Origin of the sequence: Microvirga brassicacearum, assembly GCF_008757455.1 — a bacterium.
In the GTDB taxonomy this organism is placed as follows: Bacteria; Pseudomonadota; Alphaproteobacteria; order Rhizobiales; family Beijerinckiaceae; genus Microvirga; species Microvirga brassicacearum.
Genome location: NZ_VCMV01000003.1, coordinates 126,720 through 147,122, shown reverse-complemented (window position 1 = coordinate 147,122; position 20,403 = coordinate 126,720). Strand labels below are relative to the sequence as shown.

Below are 20,403 nucleotides of genomic sequence, written 5' to 3'. Positions count from 1 at the left end.
GTCGAGCGAAGCGAGGGTGAGGGCTTTAGGCGTTTCCGGGCAGAGCGCAGCACTCTCACCCGGACCTAAGGTCCGACCTCTCCCCTCCAGGGAGAGGTGAAGATGGACACCGACCCTTACCTCTCCCCAACGGGGAGAGGTCGAGCGAAGCGAGGGTGAGGGGCTCTGTACCTACCCTCCGAGCCCCCGCCCTTTCAGCGCATCGCCGATTTCGTCCAGGATCGCCGGATCGTCGATGGTGGCCGGCACCGACCAAGTGTCGCCGTCGGCGATCTTCTTCATGGTTCCCCGGAGGATCTTGCCGGAGCGGGTTTTCGGGAGGCGGCCGACCGTGATGGCGAGCTTGAAAGCGGCCACCGGGCCGATCTTCTCGCGCACCAGCCCGACCAGTTCCGCCTCGATCTCGGTCGGCGCACGCGCAATGCCGGATTTCAGCACCACCAGGCCGCACGGGACTTCGCCCTTGAGCGAATCCCTGACGCCGATCACCGCGCATTCGGCGACCGCCGGATGGGAGGCCAGCACCTCCTCCATGCCACCGGTGGAGAGCCGGTGCCCCGCGACGTTGATGATGTCGTCGGTGCGGCCCATGATGTAGAGGTATCCGTCCCCGTCGATGAAGCCGGCATCGGACGTGTTGTAGTAACCCGGATAGGTGGTGAGATAGGCCTCGCGGAAGCGGTCGTCCGCGTGCCAGAGCGTCGGCAGGCAGCCGGGCGGGAGCGGCAGCTTGATGGCGATGGAGCCCATCGTGTCCGCCGGGAGCGGCTTTCCGGCCTCATCGAGAACCTGCACCTCGTAGCCGGGCATCGGCACCGTGGGCGAACCATATTTGATCGGCAGCGCCCCGAGGCCGAGGGGATTTCCGGCGATCGGCCAGCCGGTTTCCGTCTGCCACCAATGGTCGATGATCGGGACCCCGAGAATCCGCTCCGCCCATTGCACCGTGTCGGGGTCCGCGCGTTCGCCCGCCAGGAAAAGGGCGCGGAAGCCCGCAAGATCGTGATGCTTCAGATGCGCCGCCTCCGGATCCTCCTTCTTGATCGCCCGGAAGGCGGTGGGCGCCGTGAACAGCACCACCGCCTTGTGCTCGGCCACCACGCGCCAGAACGCGCCGGCATCGGGTGTCCCGACCGGCTTGCCCTCGTAGAGCACCGTCGTGCAGCCATGCAGGAGCGGCCCGTAGACGATGTACGAATGGCCCACCACCCAGCCCACATCGGAGGCACACCAATAGACCTCGCCCGGCGCGACGCCATAGAGGTTGCCCATCGACCATTTCAGCGCCACCAGATAGCCGCCGGTATCGCGCACGACGCCTTTCGGCCGGCCGGTCGTGCCGGAGGTGTAGAGAATGTAGAGCGGGTCGGTCGCCGCAACCGGCACGCAGGGCGCGCGACGACCGGTCGCGCGCGCCTCCGACACGGCCTCATCCCAGTCGCGGTCGCGGCCATCGACAAGCGCGGCGCGATATTGCGGGCGCTGAAAAACCAGGCAGGCCTGCGGCTTGTGACGGCTCAATCCGATCGCCTCGTCGAGCAGCGGTTTATAGGCAACGACCCGCGTCGTCTCGATGCCGCATGAGGCCGAGAGAATGACCTTGGGCGTCGCATCCTCGAGCCGTGTGGCCAGTTCGGTCGCGGCAAATCCGCCGAACACCACCGAATGCACCGCGCCGATACGCGCGCAGGCGAGCATGCCGAACACCGCCTGCGGGATCATTGGCATGTACAGAACGACGCGGTCGCCCTTTTCAACGCCGAGATCCTGCAGCACTGCGGCAAGCGTTGCGATTTCGTCCTGCAATTCGGCGTAGGTATAGGTGCGCTTGGCGCCGGTGACGGGGCTGTCGTAGATGAGCGCCGCCTGGTCCGCCCGGCCGCGTTCCACATGGCGGTCGACAGCGTTATAGCAAGCATTGCATTCCCCGCCGACGAACCAACTCCCGAAGACGCCGACATCGGCGTCGAGCACCTTAACGGCGGGCTTCACCCAATCGATTTCCCGCGCGGCCTCGCGCCAAAAACCTTCCGGGTCGACGCGCCAATCTGCGTAAACCTGCGGATAGCGGCTCGGGGTCGAGGTCATGGTCGTGGTCATGGCGTTCCCTTTCGTCGGTATCGCTGGCGTGCTTTTCAGCCGGACTTGGCAACCCTGTCGTGTTAGCAGGCAGCAAGGCCGTGGTCAGCGGCGACTTTCGGCGAGCGTGCGATGATCACCGACCCAATTTTCTACCTCGGAGCCGTTCCGGCGGTCATCCTGATGGGCCTTGCAAAGGGCGGATTGTCCGGTCTCAGCCTGTTGTCGCTTCCGCTGATGGCCCTTGTGGTCTCGCCCGTGCAGGCAGCCGCCATCATGCTGCCGATCCTGATGGTGCAGGACGTGGTCACGGTCTGGGTCTATCGCCACACCTGGGACCGGCGAAACGTGCTCATCATCCTGCCGGCTGCCGTCGTGGGCATCCTTATCGGCTACCTCTGGGCGGCCGAGGTTTCGGACGCGGCGGTGCGGCTCTCGCTCGGCATCATATCGGTGACGTTCGCCGTCCGGCGGCTCGTGCTGGAGCGCGGGTCAAACGAGGTCGCGCCGACAAAGGCGGATCTCCCGCGAGGCCTGTTCTGGGGCGCCGTCTGCGGCTTCACCAGCATGATCGCCCATGCGGGCGGTCCACCCTTTCAGATCTACGTGATGCCGCAGCGTCTGCCGCAGACCATCTTCGTGGGAACGGGCGCGGTCGTCTTCGGAATCATCAACTGGATGAAGGTGCCGCCCTACATCGCGCTCGGCCAAATCAGCGCGGAAAACCTGACAACCGCCGCGGCCCTCTTCCCGGTCGGGATCGCCGCGACCTATGCGGGCGTATGGCTGGTGCGCCGCATTTCAGGGCGAGTCTTTTATACGAGCGTCTACGCGCTGCTGGTTCTCGTCGGCGCGAAACTCGTGTTCGACGGCGTCAGCGGGCTTCTGTAAGGCCAGACGACAAAACAGGCGCCGCCCCTTCGGAGCCGCGCCTGTCGAAACTCGGGATTCTTGGATGCGATAAATGGATAGGGCGGCTTAGTGAACCGCCGAATGGCTGTTTCGCAGCCTGTTGATCTCGTCTTTCAGGTGGAGCTTCTTACGCTTGAGTTCCGCCAGTCGCGTATCGTCCATGGATGGGTGGTGAATGGCACTTTGCAGCTCTCTCTCGAGCGCCTGATGTTTGCGTTCGAGTTCCGTGAGATGGTTCTGCAGCGGCATTTCTGTACCTCCTGTTCGATCCTCTAACGTCACGAATGTGACATACACAAAGTGGCGAGTCGAAGGCAAAACGTGCTGCATTGCGAAGCAGGCGGGCTTATCGTTGCCAAGGTTCCGCTCAGTCCTCTAGCCTCCGCGGCGACCGGAACGGTCTTGCCGAAGATGGCGGTCAAGCGCATACTTTTCAGGCGCGCCGGTTGCCGGAGGCGAATGGGCAATCTGGAACGTCTTAATGATCGATGTGGCTGAACTGGAAGCGGATCTTGCCCGTTTGAAGCAGGAGCATCGCGATCTCGACATGGCCATCGACGCACTGGAGCAGATCATCACCGGAGATCAGCTTCAGGTGCAGCGGCTGAAGAAGCGCAAGCTTGCCCTCAAGGACCAGATCATCCGGATCGAGGACCAGCTGACCCCTGACATCAGCGCCTAGAAATTTAGCGCTTTCCCGGCCCCGGCCTTGCGAGGCCCTACCCGCTTCGTTATTGCCTCAGCCTTGAGAGGCCTCGTGCCGAAGCCTCAAGCCGGAGCCGTCTCCATGGCAGGAATTCCCGTCGCCATCATCATGGGCAGTCAATCCGATTGGGCGACCATGCGGCACGCCGCCGAGGCTCTGGATGCGCTCGGCATCCCCTACGATGCCCGCATCGTCTCCGCCCATCGCACGCCGGACCGGCTGGTCGCATTCGCCAAAGGCGCCAAGGCGGCAGGATTTCAGGTCGTGATCGCGGGCGCCGGAGGCGCGGCCCACCTGCCGGGCATGACGGCGGCCATGACCCCCCTGCCGGTCTTCGGCGTCCCGGTCGAGTCGAAATCCCTGTCCGGTCAGGACAGTTTGCTGTCCATCGTGCAGATGCCGGCCGGCATTCCGGTCGGAACGCTCGCCATCGGCCGCGCCGGGGCGGTCAATGCGGCGCTTCTTGCGGCAGCGGTCCTCGCCCTCCACGACGAAAAACTGGCCGAGCGCCTCGACGCGTGGCGTCAGCGCCAGACCGACAGCGTCACCGAGCGCCCGGCACAGGAGGCGTGAGGCCGATGATCGTTCCGGGCAACACCCTCGGCATTCTCGGCGGCGGCCAGCTCGGCCGGATGATCGCCATGGCGGCGGCCCAACTCGGGCTTCGCACGCATATCTACGCGCCGGAGGCCAACAGCCCGGCATTCGACGTCAGCGCGGAATACACCGTCGCCTCCTATGAGGACGAAGAGGCCCTCGCCCGCTTCGCCCGATCGGTCGATGTGATCACCTACGAATTCGAGAACGTGCCGGGCGCGACCGCCGCCATCCTGGGCGCGCACGCGCCTCTCGCGCCCAACGCGCGGGCCCTCGCCGTCACGCAGGACCGGCTCGAAGAAAAGAATTTTATCGCCAAGCTCGGCATTCCGACCGCGCCTTACGCCGCGGTCGCCACTGAAGCCGAACTGGCGGAGGCGGTCGACCGGATCGGCCGCCCTGCGGTGCTCAAGACCCGCCGTTTTGGCTATGACGGCAAGGGCCAGGCGATGATCCGTCCCGATAGCGACCTCGGCGCGGCCTTCAAGGCGGTCGGCGAAGCGGCCTCGATCCTCGAGGGATTCGTGCCGTTCGAGCGGGAGCTCTCGGTCGTCGCCGCTCGGACCGCCGCGGGGGATTTCGCCGCCTATGATCTTTGCGCCAACGAGCATCGCGACCACATTCTGGACGTCACCCGCGTGCCGGCGGGCGTCTCCGACGCAACAGGCAAGCGAGCGGTGATGATCGCCCGCGCCATTGCGGATGCGCTTGATTATGTGGGCGTTCTGGCGGTCGAGCTGTTTCTCGTGCAGACCGAAGAGGGCGAGAGCCTAGTGGTCAACGAGATCGCGCCGAGGGTGCACAATTCCGGCCATTGGACCCTGGGCGGCGCCCGCACCTCCCAGTTCGAGCAGCATGTGCGTGCCGTCTGCGGCTGGCCGCTCGGCTCGCCGGCCCGTCTCGGCCGGGTCGAGATGCACAACCTGATCGGCGAGGAGGCGAACACCTGGGAGCGTATCCTTGCGGAACCCGACGCCCAGCTTCATCTTTATGGCAAGGCTCAGGCCCGGGCCGGGCGGAAGATGGGGCACGTGACGCGCGTTTTCCCCGAGGCGCCCTGAAACTTTTCCGGACGCGCGCCGTTAACCCTCCTGACCGGCGCTTTTGTTGGGACGAAGTCTGGACAGTCCGGCCTTCGTCTGATAGTCACGCCGGCCAGAGAGAGGTGCGCAAGACGCGCCTCATTTATTTTTGCCACCATCGATTACGGCACAAAACGAGGAAATCGCGTGCAGGTTCTTGTCCGGGATAACAATGTCGATCAGGCGCTCCGCGCGCTCAAGAAGAAGATGCAGCGCGAAGGCATCTTCCGCGAGATGAAGCTCCGCGGCCACTACGAGAAGCCCTCTGAGAAGAAGGCTCGCGAGAAGGCTGAAGCCGTCCGCCGCGCCCGCAAGCTCATCCGCAAGCGCATGCAGCGCGAAGGCCTTCTGCCCTCGAAGCCCCGTCCGGTGACGGCGGGTGCAGGTCGTCCGGGCGGACCGCGCTAAGCTGCTCCAGCAGCTGAGTGATCGATTGATCTGATAGTGAATCGGCGCCCGTCTGCGCAAGCGGGGCGCTGTTTGCGTTTTTGGCGCCAGTTCCCTCCCGGCGTTTTGCCCCCGTTAAGATTTGTCCCGCAGAGTGTCCCTTCCCCGTTCATGTTGGAGACGAAGGTGTTCGCCTCATCGATTCGCCGTTTCGCACCCTTGACCCTCACCGCCCTCGCACTTGGTCTCGCAGGCTGCGATGCCACCAGCGGAGGTTCGGTTCGGCGCATTGCCGTGGTCGAGGAGGACACGCAAGGGACCAGCAGCGTCAACATCGCGTCCCTGTCGGACGTGATCCAGCGCAATCCGAGCGACCCGGGCGCCTACAACACCCGCGGCGCCGCCTATGCACGGGTCGGCCGCTATAGCGACGCCATCTCGGACTTCAACCGGGCCGTCCAGATCGACCCGAACTATGCGCCCGCCTATACCAACCGGGCGCTGGCCTTCCGCCAGACCAACCGCAACGACCAGGCTCTGGCTGATTTTTCCCGCGCCATTCAATCCGACCCGAATTATGGACCGGCCTATATCGGGCGCGGCAACCTGCTCCGCACCCAGGGGCAATACGAGGAAGCCCTGAGCGACCTGACCATCGCCATCCGCCTCGTGCCCGAATCGGCCGAGGCTCTCCACGCGCGCGGATTGCTCTACCAGAAGCAGGGCATGCACCCCCAGGCGATCCTCGATTTCGACTCCACCATCGACCGCAACGCCTTTGTGGCCGCGCCTTATGCGGCGCGGGGCCAGAGTCTCGTCGCCACGCAGCAATACGACAAGGCGATCGAGGACTTCAACGCTGCGCTCAACGTCAACAACCGCGATGCCGATTCGTGGGCCTGGCGCGGCGTCGCCTATGAGCGCATGGGCAACCGCCAGATGGCGCAGGAGAGCTACCAGCGCGCACTTGCCGTCGATAGCGGCAATACAGTCGCGCGGCAGGGGAATTCGCGGCTTTAACGAGGGTTGATTTCTGCCTCTGCGTGCTTCGAGACGCTTCGCTCGTCAGCATGAGGAATGCTCAGCCGCAAGCCACCGGCTGCCTCATCCTTGGAGTGTCGAACAGGCCAAACGGCCTCACACCGACTTCACCAAGATCGTCACATAAGGCTCGAACCCGAACTCCCGATAGGTCCGCTCGGCCCTCTCATTCGCCACCAGCGCCCCGATGCTCAATCGCTTCAGGCCTGCCTCGCGGGTCAGGCGCTCGGCCTCGGTGAGCAGCATCTGGCCGATGCCGCGGCCACGCATACGGGCATCCACCACCAGATCCGTGACGACGGCGTAGTCGCGCACATCCTCGACCATGTAGGCGGCGTCGGTCTGGACGACGAAACCCATCGCGGCGATCACCTCGCCGGCCTCGACCGCCACGACGATCCGTCCATTGCGCTTGGCGACGCGCTGGCTGAGTTCGCCGTGATAGGCGAGCGCCGCCGCGTGGTCGCACAGGCGATCGCCGGTCAACTCGGCCTCGAACACGTTGAGCTGCAGGATCAGCGCCACGACCGCGTCGCGATCCTCGGGTAAAGCCGTCCGAAGGGTGATGGACATCATGAACTCCCGAAAAAAGAAAAAGGCCGGTTCGACCCGACCTTCTTGAATGCGAAAGCGTCAGGCAGCCATCGCCTCAGCCGAGGTTCTTGAGGATCTGGTCGACCATCTTCTTGGCGTCGCCGAAGAGCATCATGGTGTTGTCGCGGAAGAACAGCTCGTTCTCGACGCCGGCATAGCCCGAGCCCATGCCGCGCTTGATGAACAGCACGGTCTTGGCCTTTTCCACGTCGAGGATCGGCATGCCGAAGATCGGCGAGGACGGGTCGGTCTTGGCCGACGGATTGGTGACGTCGTTGGCGCCGATCACGAAGGCGACGTCGGCTTGGGCGAACTCGCTGTTGATGTCGTCGAGCTCGAAGACCTCGTCATAAGGCACGCTCGCTTCGGCCAGCAGCACGTTCATGTGGCCCGGCATGCGGCCCGCCACCGGATGGATGGCGTATTTCACGTCGACGCCGTGGCTTTTGAGCATGTCGGACATCTCGCGCAGGGCGTGCTGCGCCTGCGCCACTGCCATGCCGTAACCGGGCACGATGATGACCCGCTCGGCGTTCTTCATGATGAAGGCGGCATCATCCGCCGAGCCTTGCTTGACGGGTCGCGTTTCGACCGCACCCGCTGCGGCACCCGTGGTTTCGCCCCCAAAGCCGCCGAGGATGACCGAGATGAACGAGCGGTTCATGCCCTTGCACATGATGTAGGACAGGATCGCACCCGAGGAGCCGACGAGCGCGCCGGTGATGATCAGCGCGAGGTTGCCCAGGGTGAAGCCGATGCCGGCTGCCGCCCATCCCGAATAGGAGTTGAGCATCGATACCACCACCGGCATGTCGGCGCCGCCGATGGGCACGATGAGGGTGACGCCGAGCACGAACGCCACCAGCACGATGAGCCAGAACGCCGCGTGGCCCTCGGTGGTGATGAAGAGCACCAGCAGCACCAGCATGAGCGCGCCGAGGCCGATATTGAGAAGGTGCCGCTGCGGCAGCAGGATCGGCTTGCCCGACATCCGGCCATCGAGCTTCAGGAACGCGATGACCGAGCCCGTGAACGTGATGGCGCCGATGGCGGCGCCGAGCGCCATCTCGAACAGGGACCCGCCATGGATGGTGCCGATCGTGCCGATGCCGAAGGCCTGCGGCGCATAGAGCGCGCCCGCCGCCACCAGCACCGCCGCCAGCCCGACGAGCGAGTGGAAGGCGGCCACAAGCTGCGGCATCGCCGTCATGGGCACACGCTTGGCCACCACCGCGCCGATTGTGCCGCCGATGGCGAGGCCGGCGATCATCAGCGCCCAGCCGCCGAAATCGGCCGGCGGCTGCACCAGGATGGTGGTGAGGATCGCGATCCCCATGCCGACCATGCCGTAGAGATTGCCCTTGCGCGAGGTGGTCGGATGCGACAGGCCGCGCAAGGCCAGAATGAAGAGAACGCCCGAGACCAGATAGAGCAGGGAGGCAAGGTTTACCGACATCGCCTCAACCCTTCCGGCGGTACATGGCAAGCATGCGCTGGGTCACCAGGAAGCCGCCAAAGATGTTGATCGAAGCGAGAATGATGCCGATGAACCCGAGCGCGCGCGCCCAGATCGGGCCTTCGCCCAAGGCCGGGGCCACATTGACGCCCACCGCCAGCAGCGCGCCGACGACGATCACCGACGAGATCGCGTTGGTGACCGACATGAGCGGCGTGTGCAAGGCCGGCGTCACCTGCCAGACCACGTAATAGCCGACGAAGATCGCCAGCACGAAGATGGCGAGGCGAAAGACCGTCGGGTCGACCGCACCGTGCGTCGCCACCGCGGCCGCAACCGCGACCTGATCGGCAATCGCCTGCGCCGCGTCGGCCGCGCGCTGCGCCAGTTCGGCTGCGGCGCGAGATTGCTCGACGGCCTGTTCGGGCGTGAGTGTCGCCATGACGTCCCCCTGGTTTTCTAAGCGGTCGGCTGAAAGGCGGTGTGAACGATCGCGCCGTCGCGGGTGAGGCAGGTGGCCCGGACGAGTTCGTCATCCCATTTCACCGCGACGCTCTTCGTCTCCCGGTCGATCAGCGTCTCGACGAAGGCATAGAGGTTGCGGGCGTAGAGCGCCGAGGCGCTGGCCGCGAGGCGGCCCGGCACGTTGAGGTGCCCGACGATCTTCACGCCGTGATGATCCACCACCTGTCCGGGCACGGCGATTTCGCAATTGCCGCCCCGCTCGACCGCCAGATCGATCACCACCGAACCCGGCTTCATGGATTCGACCATCGCGCGGCTCACCAGCTTCGGCGCCGGACGGCCGGGGATCAGCGCCGTGGTGATGACAATGTCCTGCTTGGCGATATGGGCGGCGACGAGCGCCGCCTGCTTGGCCTGATATTCGGCCGACATCTCCTTGGCGTAGCCGCCGGCGGTCTCGGCCTGCTTGAATTCCTCGTCCTCGACCGCCACGAACTTGGCCCCGAGGCTCTCGACCTGCTCCTTGGCGGCCGGCCGCACGTCGGTCGCGGTCACCACCGCGCCGAGGCGGCGCGCGGTCGCGATCGCCTGAAGGCCGGCAACGCCCGCGCCCATAATGAAAACGCGCGCAGCCGGCACCGTGCCGGCGGCGGTCATCATCATCGGCATCGCACGGCCATATTCGCCGGTGGCGTCAATCACCGCGCGGTAGCCGGCGAGGTTCGCCTGCGAGGACAGCACGTCCATGACCTGCGCGCGGGTGATGCGCGGCATCAATTCCATCGAGAAGGCCGAAACTTTCGCCGCAGCCAGCGCCTTGAGCGCGGCGTCCTGCCCATAAGGGTCCATGATGCCGATGAGGATGGCGCCGGGCTTGTAGCCCAACAGCTCGGTCTTGGCCGGTCGGCGCACCTTGAGGACGATATCGGCGTCCTTCACCGCATCGGTGGCGGTCGGCGCGATGACCGCGCCCGCCGCCTCATAATCCGCATCGGAGATGCCGGCTCCCTGGCCGGCGCCGGATTGGACCACCGCGTCGGCGCCCAGAGCGATGTATTTCTTGACGGTTTCGGGGGTGGCCGCGACGCGCGTCTCCACCTTGTCGGTCTCGGACAGAACGGCGACCCGCATACAACACCCCCGTGCCGGGCAACCAGGCGGCGCCCATAGAAGTCTGCGTGAGCCGGGCGGGAAGCCCGGCTCCTAGTCTTTTTAGTAGAGGACCAGCGCCAGAAGCAGCAAGATCGCGACGCCGGCGGGCGCCTTGACGCCGATCGAAGGCGACATCGCCCCCACTGCGCCGGCGGCGAGAGACAGGATGACGCCGAAGATGGCCGTGAGCCAGGCATGCCTGACGCCGCCCACTGCAAGTGCCAACACATGGCAGATCACCACGACGCTGCCGATTTCCACGAACCGGAGGAAACCGTGATAAGTCGCTTCGTGCGAGCGAGCGTCCATATCCGGGCTGTAGCCCGCATATGGCGCGTGTTTGGTATCGGCCATGATCGATGCCCCGTTCAGCAAGACGTATTTGTGCTGCGTTTACCGCATGCAGTAAGGGGCCGCAATCTTATCGGCTGCTTTTCCGGCAAATTATGGCCAAGGCTGCCCTACCTTACGTTCAGGAAGCTGCGCCATTGCGGCAGGCAGACCGTCTCGAAGTCGTATTTTTCCAGCGCCGCCTGGCGCGCGGCCTTCGCCATCGTGGCCGATTGATCTTTGTTCTCAATCGCCTCGCGGACTTTTCCAGCCAGCGCCCTATGGTCGAAGAAGGGAAAGAGCCGGCCGTTCACGCCATCCTGGATGACCTCCCGAACGGGGGCGGTATCCGACGCCACGATCCGGCATTCGAGCGCCATCGACTCGATCAGCGACCAGGACAGCACGAACGGGTAGGTCAGATAGACGTGGGCCGACGAGATCTGCAGCACCTTGACGAATTGCTCATACGGCAAGTGGCCGACGAGGTGCACCCGCGACCAGTCGACCGGGCGCTCGATCTTCTCGCGGAACACGTCGAACCACGTTTTCCCGCCCGGCGCATTGCCCGAATAGCTTTTGCCTTTCCCGCCAATGATGACGACCTGGAGCTTCGGATCGATATCGAGGATGTCCGGCAGGCTGCGCAGCATGATGTGGGAGCCACGCATGGGCTCGATGTTGCGGCTCACATAGGTGACCACCGGGACGTCCCGGCTGAGGCTGGGCCCGTTCTTGCCGATCCGGATGGACATGGCGGGGTTCGGCTTCAGCCGTTTTGCGTCGATGCCGTCGTGAATGACCGCGATCTGCTCGCGCAGATAGGGCGGAAAGGTATCGCGCTGGAAGCGGGTCGGGGCGACCGACACGTCGGCCGCGTCGAAGGCTCCCAGCTGCATGGCGTTCTTGGCCCGAAGGCGCCAGACCGTCTCGAGATTTTCGACCGGATATTCCGGATCGAAATCGAGGTCCTGCCCTTTGGCCGCATAGTAATACTCGAAATATGCCACATGACGGGCATCGGGCCAGACATCCTTGAGGAAGAGGTTTTCGCCCCAGCCGGTATTCACCACCACCACGTCGGGGTGAAATCCCTGCTCGGCCATCTGGCGTGCGCAATGCGCCGCCCCGTAGGCGCGGCGCAGCCGCGGGATGACGGGCGAATAGCGGTTATGAAACGGCTCGTCCTCCGGCCCGGCGACCGGCGTATAGGAGAAATACTTCACGCCCGGAACGGAGCATTGCTTCAGCGTTCCGAGGCCGACCACCTCATGGCCGTCCTTCAGCAGCGCGGTTGCCAGCCGGCCGAACTGGCCCGGAAAGTTCTGGTGAACGAAGACGAATTTCATTGGAATGCCTGTGCCCCACCCAACGCCGTTTACGGTGAGACCGCCGATCGTGCAACCTGATTACGTCGGCGACGGCAATCCCGCTGCCGCCAACACGATCTGCTGCTGGCGCGCCAGCGCATCGAGCGAGAAGCGCTCGATCTCCGCCTCGAAGAGCTGGTGATAGTTCAACTCGGCCCTGAGGTGCAGGAACACCGCACCGAGCCCGATCGCGGCGCGGTCCATGAAGACGAATTCGCGCGGAACCGTCACGGGTCCCTTTTCCTTCAGGGCCTTGTGGACCTCGAACGCCTGCCGCCTTCCATAGGCCGCCGGCTCCACCCCATCCGCCACCGTACGGACGCGGTCATCGAGCAACGGCGCGTAGATGAAGCGCGCCCAGATATTGAGAATGTCGATCAACTCGGCCGAAAGATTCTTGAACCCCCAGGTCTCGTAGGCGTGGACGACGCGGTCCCGATCGCCGGTCTGAAGACCGCGATAGAGATCGACTACGCCGCCGACGAAGCGCGGATGAAAGATGCGCACGCAGCCGTAATCGAGCAGGTTGATTCCCTGCGCCTCGCCGTGCTCGGAGAACACCGTGTAGTTGCCGAGATGCGGATCGCCATGGATCACCGCCGCATGGCTGAAAGGATGCCACCACGCCCTGAACATGGCGACGGCGAGCCGGTTTCGGATGGCGATATCGGCGTCGGCGAAACTCAGAATTTTCTCGCCATCGAGCCATTCGAGACACAACAGGCGCTGCGTCGACAGGTCGAGGTGAATGCGCGGCACGCGGACTTCCGCCACATCGCCGAGAGCGTGCGCGTAGAGGGCCGCATGCTTCGCCTCGCGGCCGTAATCCAGCTCCTCGCGCACCCGCTCGCCGATCTCCTTGGCGATCTCGCGCGTATCGATGGCCGGGTTCATCCGGCGATGCAGCGAGAACACGAATTCGAGCTGCTGGAGATCGGCCTCCACGGCCGATTGCATGTCGGGATATTGCAGCTTGCAGGCAAGCGCCGCGCCGTCCTTCGTCGTCGCCCGGTGGACCTGGCCGAGCGATGCGGCGGCGGCCGGGCTGAGATCGAAGGAGCCAAACCGGCCGCGCCAATCGGCGCCGAGTTCGGCCTGCATCCGTCGCTTCACGAAAGCCGCCCCCATCGGCGGCGCCTCGCTCTGAAGTTTCTGCAACTCGGCCGCGTATTCGGGGGGCACCAGATCGGGAATGGTGGCAAGAAGCTGTGCCACCTTCATGATCGGCCCCTTCAGGCCGCCGAGCGCCTGGGCGAGCGCCATCGCATTGGAGGCATCCTGTCCATCCCGATTGAACAGCCGCGCACCTGCCATCCGCGCCGCGACGCCGCCCATATTGGCGCCGACGCGGGCGTAGCGCGCCGCTCGCGCCGAAAAACGGTTCGCCTCGCGATCGGGGCCGGCCATCTAGGACGTCTGCTCCATCGATTCGAGTTCGATGATCAATCCCTCGATCATCGACAGGCCGATCTGCCAGAATTTCGGATCGCTCGCATCGAGTCCGAAAGGCGCCAGCAGTTCCGAATAATGCTTCGTGCCGCCGGCTGACAGCAGCGCAAAATACTTGTCGACGAAACCCTCGTTGGAGCGCTCGTAAACGCCATAGAGCGAGTTCACCAGGCAATCGCCGAACGCGTACGCATAGACATAGAACGGCGAATGGACGAAGTGCGGGATGTAGGTCCAGAAGGATTCGTAGCCCGGCCCAAGGCGGATCGCCGGACCGAGGCTCTCATCCTGCACCGACATCCACAATTCGCAGAGCTTATCGGCGGTCAATTCGCCGTTGCGCCGCTCGAGATGGACCTTGCGCTCGAACGCATAGAAGGCGATCTGGCGCACCACCGTATTGATCATGTCCTCCACTTTCGCCGCCAGCATCGCCTTGCGCTGGATGGGGTCGGTGGTCTGGTCGAGGAGACGGCGGAAGGTCAGCATCTCGCCGAAGACACTTGCGGTTTCAGCCAAAGTCAGCGGTGTCGGCGCCATCAGCGCGCCGTTGGGCGCCGCCAACACCTGATGAACGCCGTGCCCGAGTTCGTGCGCCAACGTCATCACGTCGCGCGGCTTGCCCTGATAGTTCAGCAGCACATAGGGATGCGCCGACGGCACGGTCGGATGCGCGAAGGCGCCAGGCGATTTTCCCGGCCTTGTGGGCGCATCGATCCAGCGTTCGTCGAAAAAGCGCTGCGCAATGTCGGCCAAACGCGGAGAGAAGGCCGCATAGGCCAATAGGACCGTCTGTTTCGCCTCGTCCCAGGGGATGCTGCGCTGATCCACCTTCGGCAGGGGCGCGTTGCGATCCCAATGATCGAGCTGATCCTTGCCGAACCAGCGGGCCTTCAGCTTGTAATAGCGGTGCGACAGGCGCGGATAGGCCTCCTGTACGGCTGTCACGAGCGCCTCGACCACCTCGCGCTCGACGCGGTTGGCGAGGTGGCGCGAATCCGCCACATCCTCGAAACCACGCCACCGATCGGAGATTTCCTTGTCCTTCGCCAGCGTGTTGGTGATGAGCGTGAAGCCGCGCAGATTGGCCTTCAGGGTCTTGGCAAGCGCGTTGGACGCGTCCTTGCGCACGGTCTCGTCCGTGTCCTGCAGCTTGTTCAGGGTCGGCTCGATGGCGAGTTCCTCGCCGCGGACATCGAATTTGAGCGACGCGATGGTCTCGTCGAACAGCCGGTTCCACGCGCCGCGCCCGGTCACCGATTTTTCGTGAAAAAGCTGCTCGATCTTGTCGTCGAGCTGATACGGCTTGTCCTTGCGCAGATCCTCGATCCACGGCCGGTAATAATGAAGCGGCTCCCGCGCGACAGTGGCATCGAGAACCGCGTCATCGATGCGGTTCATCTCGAGGCCGAAGAACAGCAATTCGCTGGAGGCGGCGGTGAGGCGTTCCTGAACGTCGCCGTAGAATTTCGCCCTAACCGGGTCGGTGGTGTCGCCCGCATAAACGAGGCCCGCATAGGACATGAGCCGGCCGAGAAGATCCTCCACGGCCTCGTAGCGTTTGAGAGCGGCGAACATCGCATCCGCTCCGGCGTCGCTGCGCGCCATCGCGTCGAGCGTCCCGCGATAGGTATCGGCGAACGCCTTGCATTCGGCTTCCGCCCTGGCGAGATCGGCTTTGAGAGCCTCGCTGTCGAGGCCCGGATAAAGATCCGCGAGGTTCCATTCGGGCAACGAGCCGAGTTCGACTTGCTGGGATACAGTTGCGGAAGCTTGGTGCAAGGGTCTGTCTTTCAGGAGCCTGGAGGGCAATTTCGAAAAGCAAGAGCGGTCAGATCACCATATTGGCCGTCGGGCCCACCGGATCAACCCGATCGCTGTCGCGAGGACAGCTCCGGACTTTGTTAAGCGCCGGTTTACTCTTTCGACGGAGCATCGCGGTTCACTTCGCCTTGTCCGACGCTCCCTCCTCCCGTCTTTACCGTAAATTGATGGAGTCGGGCTAGAGCAAGCGAGCCGTATCGCCGGTTCGTGCGTTAGCTTGACGGGTCGCGTAGATTTTAAGGAATGACGATGATTCGCAGCCTTCGCAAAACCGTTCCCGTGCTGGGGCTGATCGGATCCGTTTCGCTCTTTTCACTGACGGCCGTCGTGGCGGACGAGTATCCCGTGCTGCCCGATCAGCTGCCGATCCTCGTTGAGCCCGCCCAGCCCTCATTCGACGACATCGCGTCGATGCCATTGCCGGCCCCGCAAGACGTCGCGATCCTGCCCGAACCGGAGCCGCCCGCACCGGTGATGATCAATGCCGACGACCTGTCGGCGCCTGCGCCGCCTATCGAGATTCCCCTCCCCGACAGCGATTCGGCGCTCGCCGCCATCAAGGCCGACTGGCTGCGCCTCGCGGTGGAGGACCGGCTTGCAGACGACGCGGCGATGCGTGAATTGCGCCTCACCGGAGCGGATCGGGAATCACTATCGGCGTTCTACGCGGCGAGTGAGCAGCCGCTTGTCTGGGTTCGCGACGGTGTCTGGACGCCGGCCGCGAAAGCGATTGTGGCGCGCCTGAAGGCGGCCAACGAGGACGGACTCGTCAGCACCGATTACACCCTTCCCGATCCGGGCCTTGCGAAGGATGCCGCCCCGGCGCAATGGGCCCATGCGGATTTGCGCCTCAGCGCATCGGCCATCCTCTACGCCCGCGACGCACGTGGCGGTCGCATCGAACTGTCGCGCATCTCACCGCTGATCACCGCCAAACTCGACCTGCCGCAGGCGGGTGACGTACTGGCTCGCCTTTCCGCCGCCAAGGATGCGGGGGCGGTGCTCGTGGCCTACAACCCCCCGCATCCCACCTACCAAGCGCTGCGCGCCGAATTGGCGAAGTTGCGATCCAACCAGCCTTCGCAACCGACGGTGCGCGTTCCCAAGGGCCCGATCCTTCGCGTCGGCATGCAGGATCCGCGCGTGCCGTTGATCCGTGCGCACTTCAAAATCAAACAGAACGGCAAGGATCAGAATCTTTACGACGAGCGCGTCGCGACGGCGGTGGCGGAGTTCCAGAAGGCCAAGGGCCTGCCGACCAACGGCGTGCTCAACGCCCGCACCATTGCGGCCCTGTCGAGCCAGCCGCGCGCGGTGCTGGAGAGCGAACTGATCTCCAATATGGAGCGCTGGCGCTGGCTCCCGGCTGATCTCGGCGCGCGGCACATCATGGTCAACGTGCCGGAATATCGCCTGCGGCTCGTCGAGCGCGGCGACGTGGTGCACGAGACGCGCGTGATTGTCGGCAAGGAGCAGACGCAGACGCCGATTTTCTCCGAGAACATGAAATATCTGGTGGTCAATCCGTCGTGGACGCTGCCGCCCTCGATCATCAAGAAGGAGTTCCTGCCGGCGCTTGCCGCCGATCCGGATTACGCGGCGCGCAAGGGCTATCGGGTGATCCGCAAAGGCAATCGCATTTCCGTGCAACAGCCGCCCGGCGCACGCAATGCGCTCGGCCTGATCAAGTTCATGTTCCCGAACGATCACGCGGTGTATCTGCACGACACGCCCAACCGCAATCTGTTCTCGGCCGGCAAGCGCGCATTCAGCCACGGATGCGTGCGCGTCGATCAACCGTTCCAGCTGGCCGAAGAGATTCTCGGCCAGGATGACAAATGGTCCGAGAAGACACTGAGAGGACTGGTGGGCAAGGGCGAGCGGTACGTGCATCTGAAGCGCCCCCTGCCGGTTCATCTCACTTACTTCACGCTTTCCGTCGACGAGAACGGCGCGCTCAAATCCTTCGACGATCTCTACGGCTTCGACCGCAAGGTTCGGGCGGCCTTGGGTCTCCCTTCCTGAATTTCCAGCCGGCATCCTGGAGGAATGGGGAAAGTTTCAGCTTTCCGCTTTTCACTTAACCGGGAAGTAACCGTCTTCGGCAAATATCCCTCAACCATAAGGGATGCCGCCCCACAGCGGCACGCATAAACGAGTATCACAGTGAGAGTATTGCGTTCGGGCCGCGCTGCGGTCGCGTCGAACATCCTCCGTCGCACGGGGCTCTGTCTCGCGGCCATCGCAGCTGTGTTTGTCGGCGGCACACGCGCGACGCAGGACGCCATCGCCAATGGCGATACGCGGACGTTGAGTTTCTACCACAACAACACCAAGGAGACGCTGACCGTCACCTTCCGCCGCAATGGCCAGTACGATCCGCGCGCCCTCGAGCAGCTCAACTGGTTCCTGCGCGATTGGCGGCGCGAGGAAAAAACCCGCATGGACCCGCGCCTGTTCGACACTGTGTGGGAGGTCTATCGCGAAGTCGGCTCCGAGGCGCCCGTGCACGTGAATTCCGCCTATCGCTCGCCGAACACCAATTCGATGTTGCGCCGCCGCTCGAGCGCCGTCGCCAAGAACAGCCAGCACATGCTCGGAAAGGCGCTCGATTTCTATCTGCCGGACGTTCCGACCGAGCGGCTGCGCGCCATCGGCATGCGCCTGCAGAATGGCGGCGTCGGCTACTATCCCAATGCCTATACGCCGTTTGTTCATCTCGATGTGGGCAGCGTGCGCGCGTGGCCGCGCATGACGCGCGGCCAGCTCGCGCGCATCTTCCCGGATGGCAAGACCGTGCACGTGCCCGCCGACGGCACCCCGCTGGCGCGCTACGAGGAAGCGCGCGCGGAAGTGCTCGCCAAGGGGGGCACGGTCGCGGGCTACTCGGCGTTCGCGGATGCGGGCGAAGTCGTGCCGACACGGCGCAAGAGCTTCTGGGCGACCCTGTTCGGCGGCAGCGACGAGGACGAGGATGCGGAGGAAATCCGCGCCGCCTCCCGGCCCGGCCGCAACCTTCTCGCCGGTCGCCGCGATACGTCGCCGCAGGAATATTACGCCAGCGATTCCAACTCGAGCGTCTATGCGGCTCTGCAGCAGACCAACTCGCCGCCGCCTTCGCGCCAGTTGACCCGCACCGCCGCGATCCCGCAGCCGCGTGTCGAGCAGCCGCCGGCTCCGGCCGTCGTCGCCGCCGTCGCGCCGGCCCTGCGCGAGGACATCGCCTCCCCACCACCCCTGCCTCCGACGAGGATCGCCGGCCTGCCACAGACGGTCGAGACCGCCACCGGGCCCTCGCTGGCCTGGCAGCAGGGGCCCGCCGGCGGAGAGACGGGATCGTCGCGAGATGTGGCATTCGCGCCGATGCCGCCGCGCCGCCCGGATGATGTTTCGGTGACGTCCGGCCCGGTGATCGCCTATGCGCCCGTGCCGCCGGCGCGCCCCAGCGCGTTGGCGCAATCCAATCCGATCCCAGCCGCAAGCGCGCCTGAATTGCGCGGCCTCACCGGCGTCGTGGCAAGCCTTGAGGCGGTCGAACATCCCCTGCCGCCGCGGCGGCCCGCCGCGTCGATCGCCGTGGCGTCGGCAGCGGTCCTCGACATGCCGGTCACAGGCTCGACGGCGCCCGGACGGGTGGCTTCGAAGGACGAGAAAGCTCCGCCGCCAGCCCCCGTCCCAGCGATTGCGGTCCCGGCGAAAGCCAAGGCCCCGCCTGCGACGGCGCGGGCTCTCATGACGGCGGGCCCGAGCCTCGACATGGGATTCTCGGCAAAGCCCATGGGCGATCTGGCGACGAACCGGTTCACCGGACCCGCCGTCAAACCCCTGGCGGTGGTGCGCTGAAGCCCCGAGGCCGAGCATCGTTCAAAATGAAAAAGGCGGGGTCGATGCCCCGCCTTCTTGCATTGTCAGTGTCGAAAATGCCTTAGCCGGCCATTCCGAGCGCCTGCATGTAGAGTTCGAGGATCGCCTCTTCCTCCTGCCGCTCCGCGTAGTCGCGCTTGCGGATCGAAATGATCTTGCGGATCACCTTGGTGTCGAAGCCATTGCCCTTGGCCTCGGCGTACACGTCCTTGATGTCACCCGCGATGCCCGCCTTCTCTTCCTCGAGGCGCTCGAGGCGCTCGATGAAGGCCTTGAGCTGATCGCCGGCAACCGATTCGGTTTGAAATGCTGCGTCGTCCATAAAAATAGCCTTTGATTGATGGCGCTTCGGCCGGGATCGGGAAACGGGTTGGGGCCACGTTTAATGCCTCGGCTTCGATTCCTCAAAGCCCTTAAGTTGCGCAGCGCTGGCCTCCGCCTGATGGCGCTCTTTCCATGTCTCGTAGGGCATGCCGTAGATCTGCGTCCGGCTTTCCTCCTTGGACAGCGGCACGCCGCGCTCGTCCGCGGCCTCTTTGAGCCAGTTCGCCAGACAGTTGCGGCAGAAACCGGCCAGATTCATCAAATCGATGTTCTGCACGTCCGGGCGCGCGTTCAAATGGGCCAGCAGCTTTCGAAAGGCGGCGGCCTCCAGCGCGGTTCGGGTCTCGTCATCCATGGCACTTATCCCCGTAATCCTCAGCGACGGCGCAACCGAGCGCCCGTTCGGGTGGGCTGAAGCGCCGGCATTCGCAGTTCCTGGCGCTCCGCGGGAGCCCGAGCATCCGCGCGAATCGTTCCACCCACACTTCCGCGCCCTCACCCGGGGCGATCAGGTCCTGCCGGATCTCGATAAGCGCTTTGGCTAGGCCCCGGCCGGTGGCGTGACGGTGGATCGTATCGCCCGCAAGCGCGCCATCATACGGCTCGTTGTCGCCGACGACGAGCCTTCGAGCGAAATATCGGAATGCGCGCGCACGAGGTGCGGACATGATCAGGGATGAAGCCGGTGGAAGGGGTTGTGGAAGGGCCTTAACCTGACCTAGGACAACTGACAGCGCGACCGCATTTCCTTTGCCGGCCGCGCCTTCGGAC

Annotated in this window: 20 protein-coding genes and 1 pseudogene; 8 read left to right on the top strand and 13 right to left on the bottom strand. The window is 64.6% G+C overall.

The window, feature by feature from the left end; genetic code table 11:
• Nucleotides 1-171: 171 nt before the first annotated feature.
• A complete protein-coding gene (locus FEZ63_RS02260) occupies nucleotides 172-2,100 on the bottom strand; it encodes a propionyl-CoA synthetase (protein ID WP_150942010.1) in 1,929 nt (642 codons plus the stop codon).
• 111 nt (nucleotides 2,101-2,211) lie between these two features.
• On the opposite strand from FEZ63_RS02260, the gene FEZ63_RS02255 reads away from it, so the two are divergent.
• Nucleotides 2,212-2,970, top strand: a complete 759-nt coding sequence (locus tag FEZ63_RS02255) for a sulfite exporter TauE/SafE family protein (protein ID WP_150942009.1) — start codon at nucleotides 2,212-2,214, stop codon at nucleotides 2,968-2,970.
• A gap of 87 nt (nucleotides 2,971-3,057) precedes the next feature.
• Here the strand turns inward: FEZ63_RS02255 and FEZ63_RS02250 are convergent, their stop codons facing one another.
• Nucleotides 3,058-3,240, bottom strand: coding sequence for a YdcH family protein (locus tag FEZ63_RS02250; protein WP_150942008.1), 183 nt, complete (start codon nucleotides 3,238-3,240; stop codon nucleotides 3,058-3,060).
• Between the two features lie 232 nt (nucleotides 3,241-3,472).
• Here FEZ63_RS02250 and FEZ63_RS02245 point away from each other — a divergent pair, with 232 nt between their 5' ends.
• The 5 genes from FEZ63_RS02245 (at nucleotide 3,473) to FEZ63_RS02225 (ending at nucleotide 6,783) form a co-directional block, all read left to right on the top strand.
• Entirely contained in the window at nucleotides 3,473-3,673 is a 201-nt protein-coding gene (locus FEZ63_RS02245; protein ID WP_150942007.1) for a YdcH family protein, read from the top strand.
• Between the two features lie 105 nt (nucleotides 3,674-3,778).
• Entirely contained in the window at nucleotides 3,779-4,270 is a 492-nt protein-coding gene (gene purE / locus FEZ63_RS02240; protein ID WP_150942006.1) for a 5-(carboxyamino)imidazole ribonucleotide mutase, read from the top strand.
• A gap of 5 nt (nucleotides 4,271-4,275) precedes the next feature.
• Nucleotides 4,276-5,355 (top strand): 5-(carboxyamino)imidazole ribonucleotide synthase, encoded by a 1,080-nt coding sequence (locus tag FEZ63_RS02235; RefSeq protein ID WP_150942005.1) that lies wholly within the window; start codon nucleotides 4,276-4,278, stop codon nucleotides 5,353-5,355.
• A gap of 168 nt (nucleotides 5,356-5,523) precedes the next feature.
• Nucleotides 5,524-5,784, top strand: a complete 261-nt coding sequence (rpsU, locus tag FEZ63_RS02230) for a 30S ribosomal protein S21 (RefSeq protein WP_150942004.1) — start codon at nucleotides 5,524-5,526, stop codon at nucleotides 5,782-5,784.
• A gap of 150 nt (nucleotides 5,785-5,934) precedes the next feature.
• Nucleotides 5,935-6,783, top strand: coding sequence for a tetratricopeptide repeat protein (locus FEZ63_RS02225; protein WP_150942003.1), 849 nt, complete (start codon nucleotides 5,935-5,937; stop codon nucleotides 6,781-6,783).
• Nucleotides 6,784-6,900: 117 nt separating this feature from the next.
• Here FEZ63_RS02225 and FEZ63_RS02220 read toward each other — a convergent pair whose 3' ends face one another.
• The 8 genes from FEZ63_RS02220 to FEZ63_RS02185 all read right to left on the bottom strand — a co-directional run bounded on the left by FEZ63_RS02220 (nucleotide 6,901) and on the right by FEZ63_RS02185 (nucleotide 15,402).
• Nucleotides 6,901-7,380 carry a GNAT family N-acetyltransferase gene (locus tag FEZ63_RS02220; RefSeq protein WP_150942002.1) on the bottom strand — a complete coding sequence of 160 codons (480 nt, stop codon included), beginning with the start codon at nucleotides 7,378-7,380 and terminating at the stop codon, nucleotides 6,901-6,903.
• A 73-nt stretch (nucleotides 7,381-7,453) separates the two neighbouring features.
• Complete coding sequence (locus FEZ63_RS02215) at nucleotides 7,454-8,854, bottom strand: NAD(P)(+) transhydrogenase (Re/Si-specific) subunit beta (protein ID WP_150942001.1); 1,401 nt, start codon at nucleotides 8,852-8,854, stop codon at nucleotides 7,454-7,456.
• Nucleotides 8,855-8,858: 4 nt separating this feature from the next.
• Nucleotides 8,859-9,296, bottom strand: coding sequence for a proton-translocating transhydrogenase family protein (locus FEZ63_RS02210; protein WP_150942000.1), 438 nt, complete (start codon nucleotides 9,294-9,296; stop codon nucleotides 8,859-8,861).
• Nucleotides 9,297-9,313: 17 nt separating this feature from the next.
• The gene (locus FEZ63_RS02205) at nucleotides 9,314-10,450 is read right to left on the bottom strand and encodes a Re/Si-specific NAD(P)(+) transhydrogenase subunit alpha (protein WP_150941999.1); all 1,137 of its coding nucleotides are present in this window, start codon (nucleotides 10,448-10,450) and stop codon (nucleotides 9,314-9,316) included.
• A gap of 81 nt (nucleotides 10,451-10,531) precedes the next feature.
• Nucleotides 10,532-10,825 carry an aa3-type cytochrome c oxidase subunit IV gene (locus tag FEZ63_RS02200; RefSeq protein WP_150941998.1) on the bottom strand — a complete coding sequence of 98 codons (294 nt, stop codon included), beginning with the start codon at nucleotides 10,823-10,825 and terminating at the stop codon, nucleotides 10,532-10,534.
• Between the two features lie 107 nt (nucleotides 10,826-10,932).
• Entirely contained in the window at nucleotides 10,933-12,150 is a 1,218-nt protein-coding gene (locus FEZ63_RS02195) for a glycosyltransferase (protein WP_150941997.1), read from the bottom strand.
• 60 nt (nucleotides 12,151-12,210) lie between these two features.
• Nucleotides 12,211-13,578 (bottom strand): ABC1 kinase family protein, encoded by a 1,368-nt coding sequence (locus FEZ63_RS02190; RefSeq protein WP_150941996.1) that lies wholly within the window; start codon nucleotides 13,576-13,578, stop codon nucleotides 12,211-12,213.
• Nucleotides 13,579-15,402, bottom strand: coding sequence for a M3 family oligoendopeptidase (locus FEZ63_RS02185; RefSeq protein WP_150941995.1), 1,824 nt, complete (start codon nucleotides 15,400-15,402; stop codon nucleotides 13,579-13,581). It lies immediately after the preceding gene.
• 291 nt (nucleotides 15,403-15,693) lie between these two features.
• Here FEZ63_RS02185 and FEZ63_RS02180 point away from each other — a divergent pair, with 291 nt between their 5' ends.
• Both FEZ63_RS02180 and FEZ63_RS02175 read left to right on the top strand, forming a co-directional pair.
• Nucleotides 15,694-17,469: a L,D-transpeptidase family protein gene (locus FEZ63_RS02180; protein ID WP_244622600.1), complete on the top strand. Its 1,776-nt coding sequence runs from the start codon at nucleotides 15,694-15,696 to the stop codon at nucleotides 17,467-17,469.
• 141 nt (nucleotides 17,470-17,610) lie between these two features.
• Nucleotides 17,611-19,287 (top strand): peptidoglycan L,D-endopeptidase MepK, encoded by a 1,677-nt coding sequence (locus tag FEZ63_RS02175; protein WP_244622599.1) that lies wholly within the window; start codon nucleotides 17,611-17,613, stop codon nucleotides 19,285-19,287.
• Nucleotides 19,288-19,369: 82 nt separating this feature from the next.
• On the opposite strand, the gene FEZ63_RS02170 is transcribed toward FEZ63_RS02175, so the two are convergent.
• From FEZ63_RS02170 to FEZ63_RS25405, 3 genes and pseudogenes are all read right to left on the bottom strand, one after another.
• Entirely contained in the window at nucleotides 19,370-19,630 is a 261-nt protein-coding gene (locus FEZ63_RS02170; RefSeq protein ID WP_150941994.1) for a DUF2312 domain-containing protein, read from the bottom strand.
• Nucleotides 19,631-19,690: 60 nt separating this feature from the next.
• The gene (locus FEZ63_RS02165; RefSeq protein WP_150941993.1) at nucleotides 19,691-19,987 is read right to left on the bottom strand and encodes a DUF1244 domain-containing protein; all 297 of its coding nucleotides are present in this window, start codon (nucleotides 19,985-19,987) and stop codon (nucleotides 19,691-19,693) included.
• Nucleotides 19,980-20,255 (bottom strand): annotated as a pseudogene (locus FEZ63_RS25405) (hypothetical protein); the annotation flags it as partial. The gene FEZ63_RS02165 and the pseudogene FEZ63_RS25405, both read right to left, overlap by 8 nt.
• Nucleotides 20,256-20,403: the final 148 nt, after the last annotated feature.

Excerpts from the sequence above, each read along its gene's own strand:
- FEZ63_RS02255 (WP_150942009.1), top strand. The coding sequence starts at position 2,212 with ATGATCACCGACCCAATTTTCTACCTCGGAGCCGTTCCGGCGGTCATC.
- FEZ63_RS02195 (WP_150941997.1), bottom strand. The coding sequence starts at position 12,150 with ATGAAATTCGTCTTCGTTCACCAGAACTTTCCGGGCCAGTTCGGCCGG.
- FEZ63_RS02190 (WP_150941996.1), bottom strand. The coding sequence starts at position 13,578 with ATGGCCGGCCCCGATCGCGAGGCGAACCGTTTTTCGGCGCGAGCGGCG.
- FEZ63_RS02260 (WP_150942010.1), bottom strand. The coding sequence starts at position 2,100 with ATGACCACGACCATGACCTCGACCCCGAGCCGCTATCCGCAGGTTTAC.
- FEZ63_RS02245 (WP_150942007.1), top strand. The coding sequence starts at position 3,473 with ATGATCGATGTGGCTGAACTGGAAGCGGATCTTGCCCGTTTGAAGCAG.
- FEZ63_RS02210 (WP_150942000.1), bottom strand. The coding sequence starts at position 9,296 with ATGGCGACACTCACGCCCGAACAGGCCGTCGAGCAATCTCGCGCCGCA.
- FEZ63_RS02235 (WP_150942005.1), top strand. The coding sequence starts at position 4,276 with ATGATCGTTCCGGGCAACACCCTCGGCATTCTCGGCGGCGGCCAGCTC.
- purE (WP_150942006.1), top strand. The coding sequence starts at position 3,779 with ATGGCAGGAATTCCCGTCGCCATCATCATGGGCAGTCAATCCGATTGG.
- FEZ63_RS02225 (WP_150942003.1), top strand. The coding sequence starts at position 5,935 with ATGTTGGAGACGAAGGTGTTCGCCTCATCGATTCGCCGTTTCGCACCC.
- FEZ63_RS02165 (WP_150941993.1), bottom strand. The coding sequence starts at position 19,987 with ATGGATGACGAGACCCGAACCGCGCTGGAGGCCGCCGCCTTTCGAAAG.
- FEZ63_RS02180 (WP_244622600.1), top strand. The coding sequence starts at position 15,694 with ATGATTCGCAGCCTTCGCAAAACCGTTCCCGTGCTGGGGCTGATCGGA.
- FEZ63_RS02205 (WP_150941999.1), bottom strand. The coding sequence starts at position 10,450 with ATGCGGGTCGCCGTTCTGTCCGAGACCGACAAGGTGGAGACGCGCGTC.
- FEZ63_RS02250 (WP_150942008.1), bottom strand. The coding sequence starts at position 3,240 with ATGCCGCTGCAGAACCATCTCACGGAACTCGAACGCAAACATCAGGCG.
- FEZ63_RS02220 (WP_150942002.1), bottom strand. The coding sequence starts at position 7,380 with ATGATGTCCATCACCCTTCGGACGGCTTTACCCGAGGATCGCGACGCG.
- FEZ63_RS02170 (WP_150941994.1), bottom strand. The coding sequence starts at position 19,630 with ATGGACGACGCAGCATTTCAAACCGAATCGGTTGCCGGCGATCAGCTC.
- FEZ63_RS02215 (WP_150942001.1), bottom strand. The coding sequence starts at position 8,854 with ATGTCGGTAAACCTTGCCTCCCTGCTCTATCTGGTCTCGGGCGTTCTC.
- FEZ63_RS02200 (WP_150941998.1), bottom strand. The coding sequence starts at position 10,825 with ATGGCCGATACCAAACACGCGCCATATGCGGGCTACAGCCCGGATATG.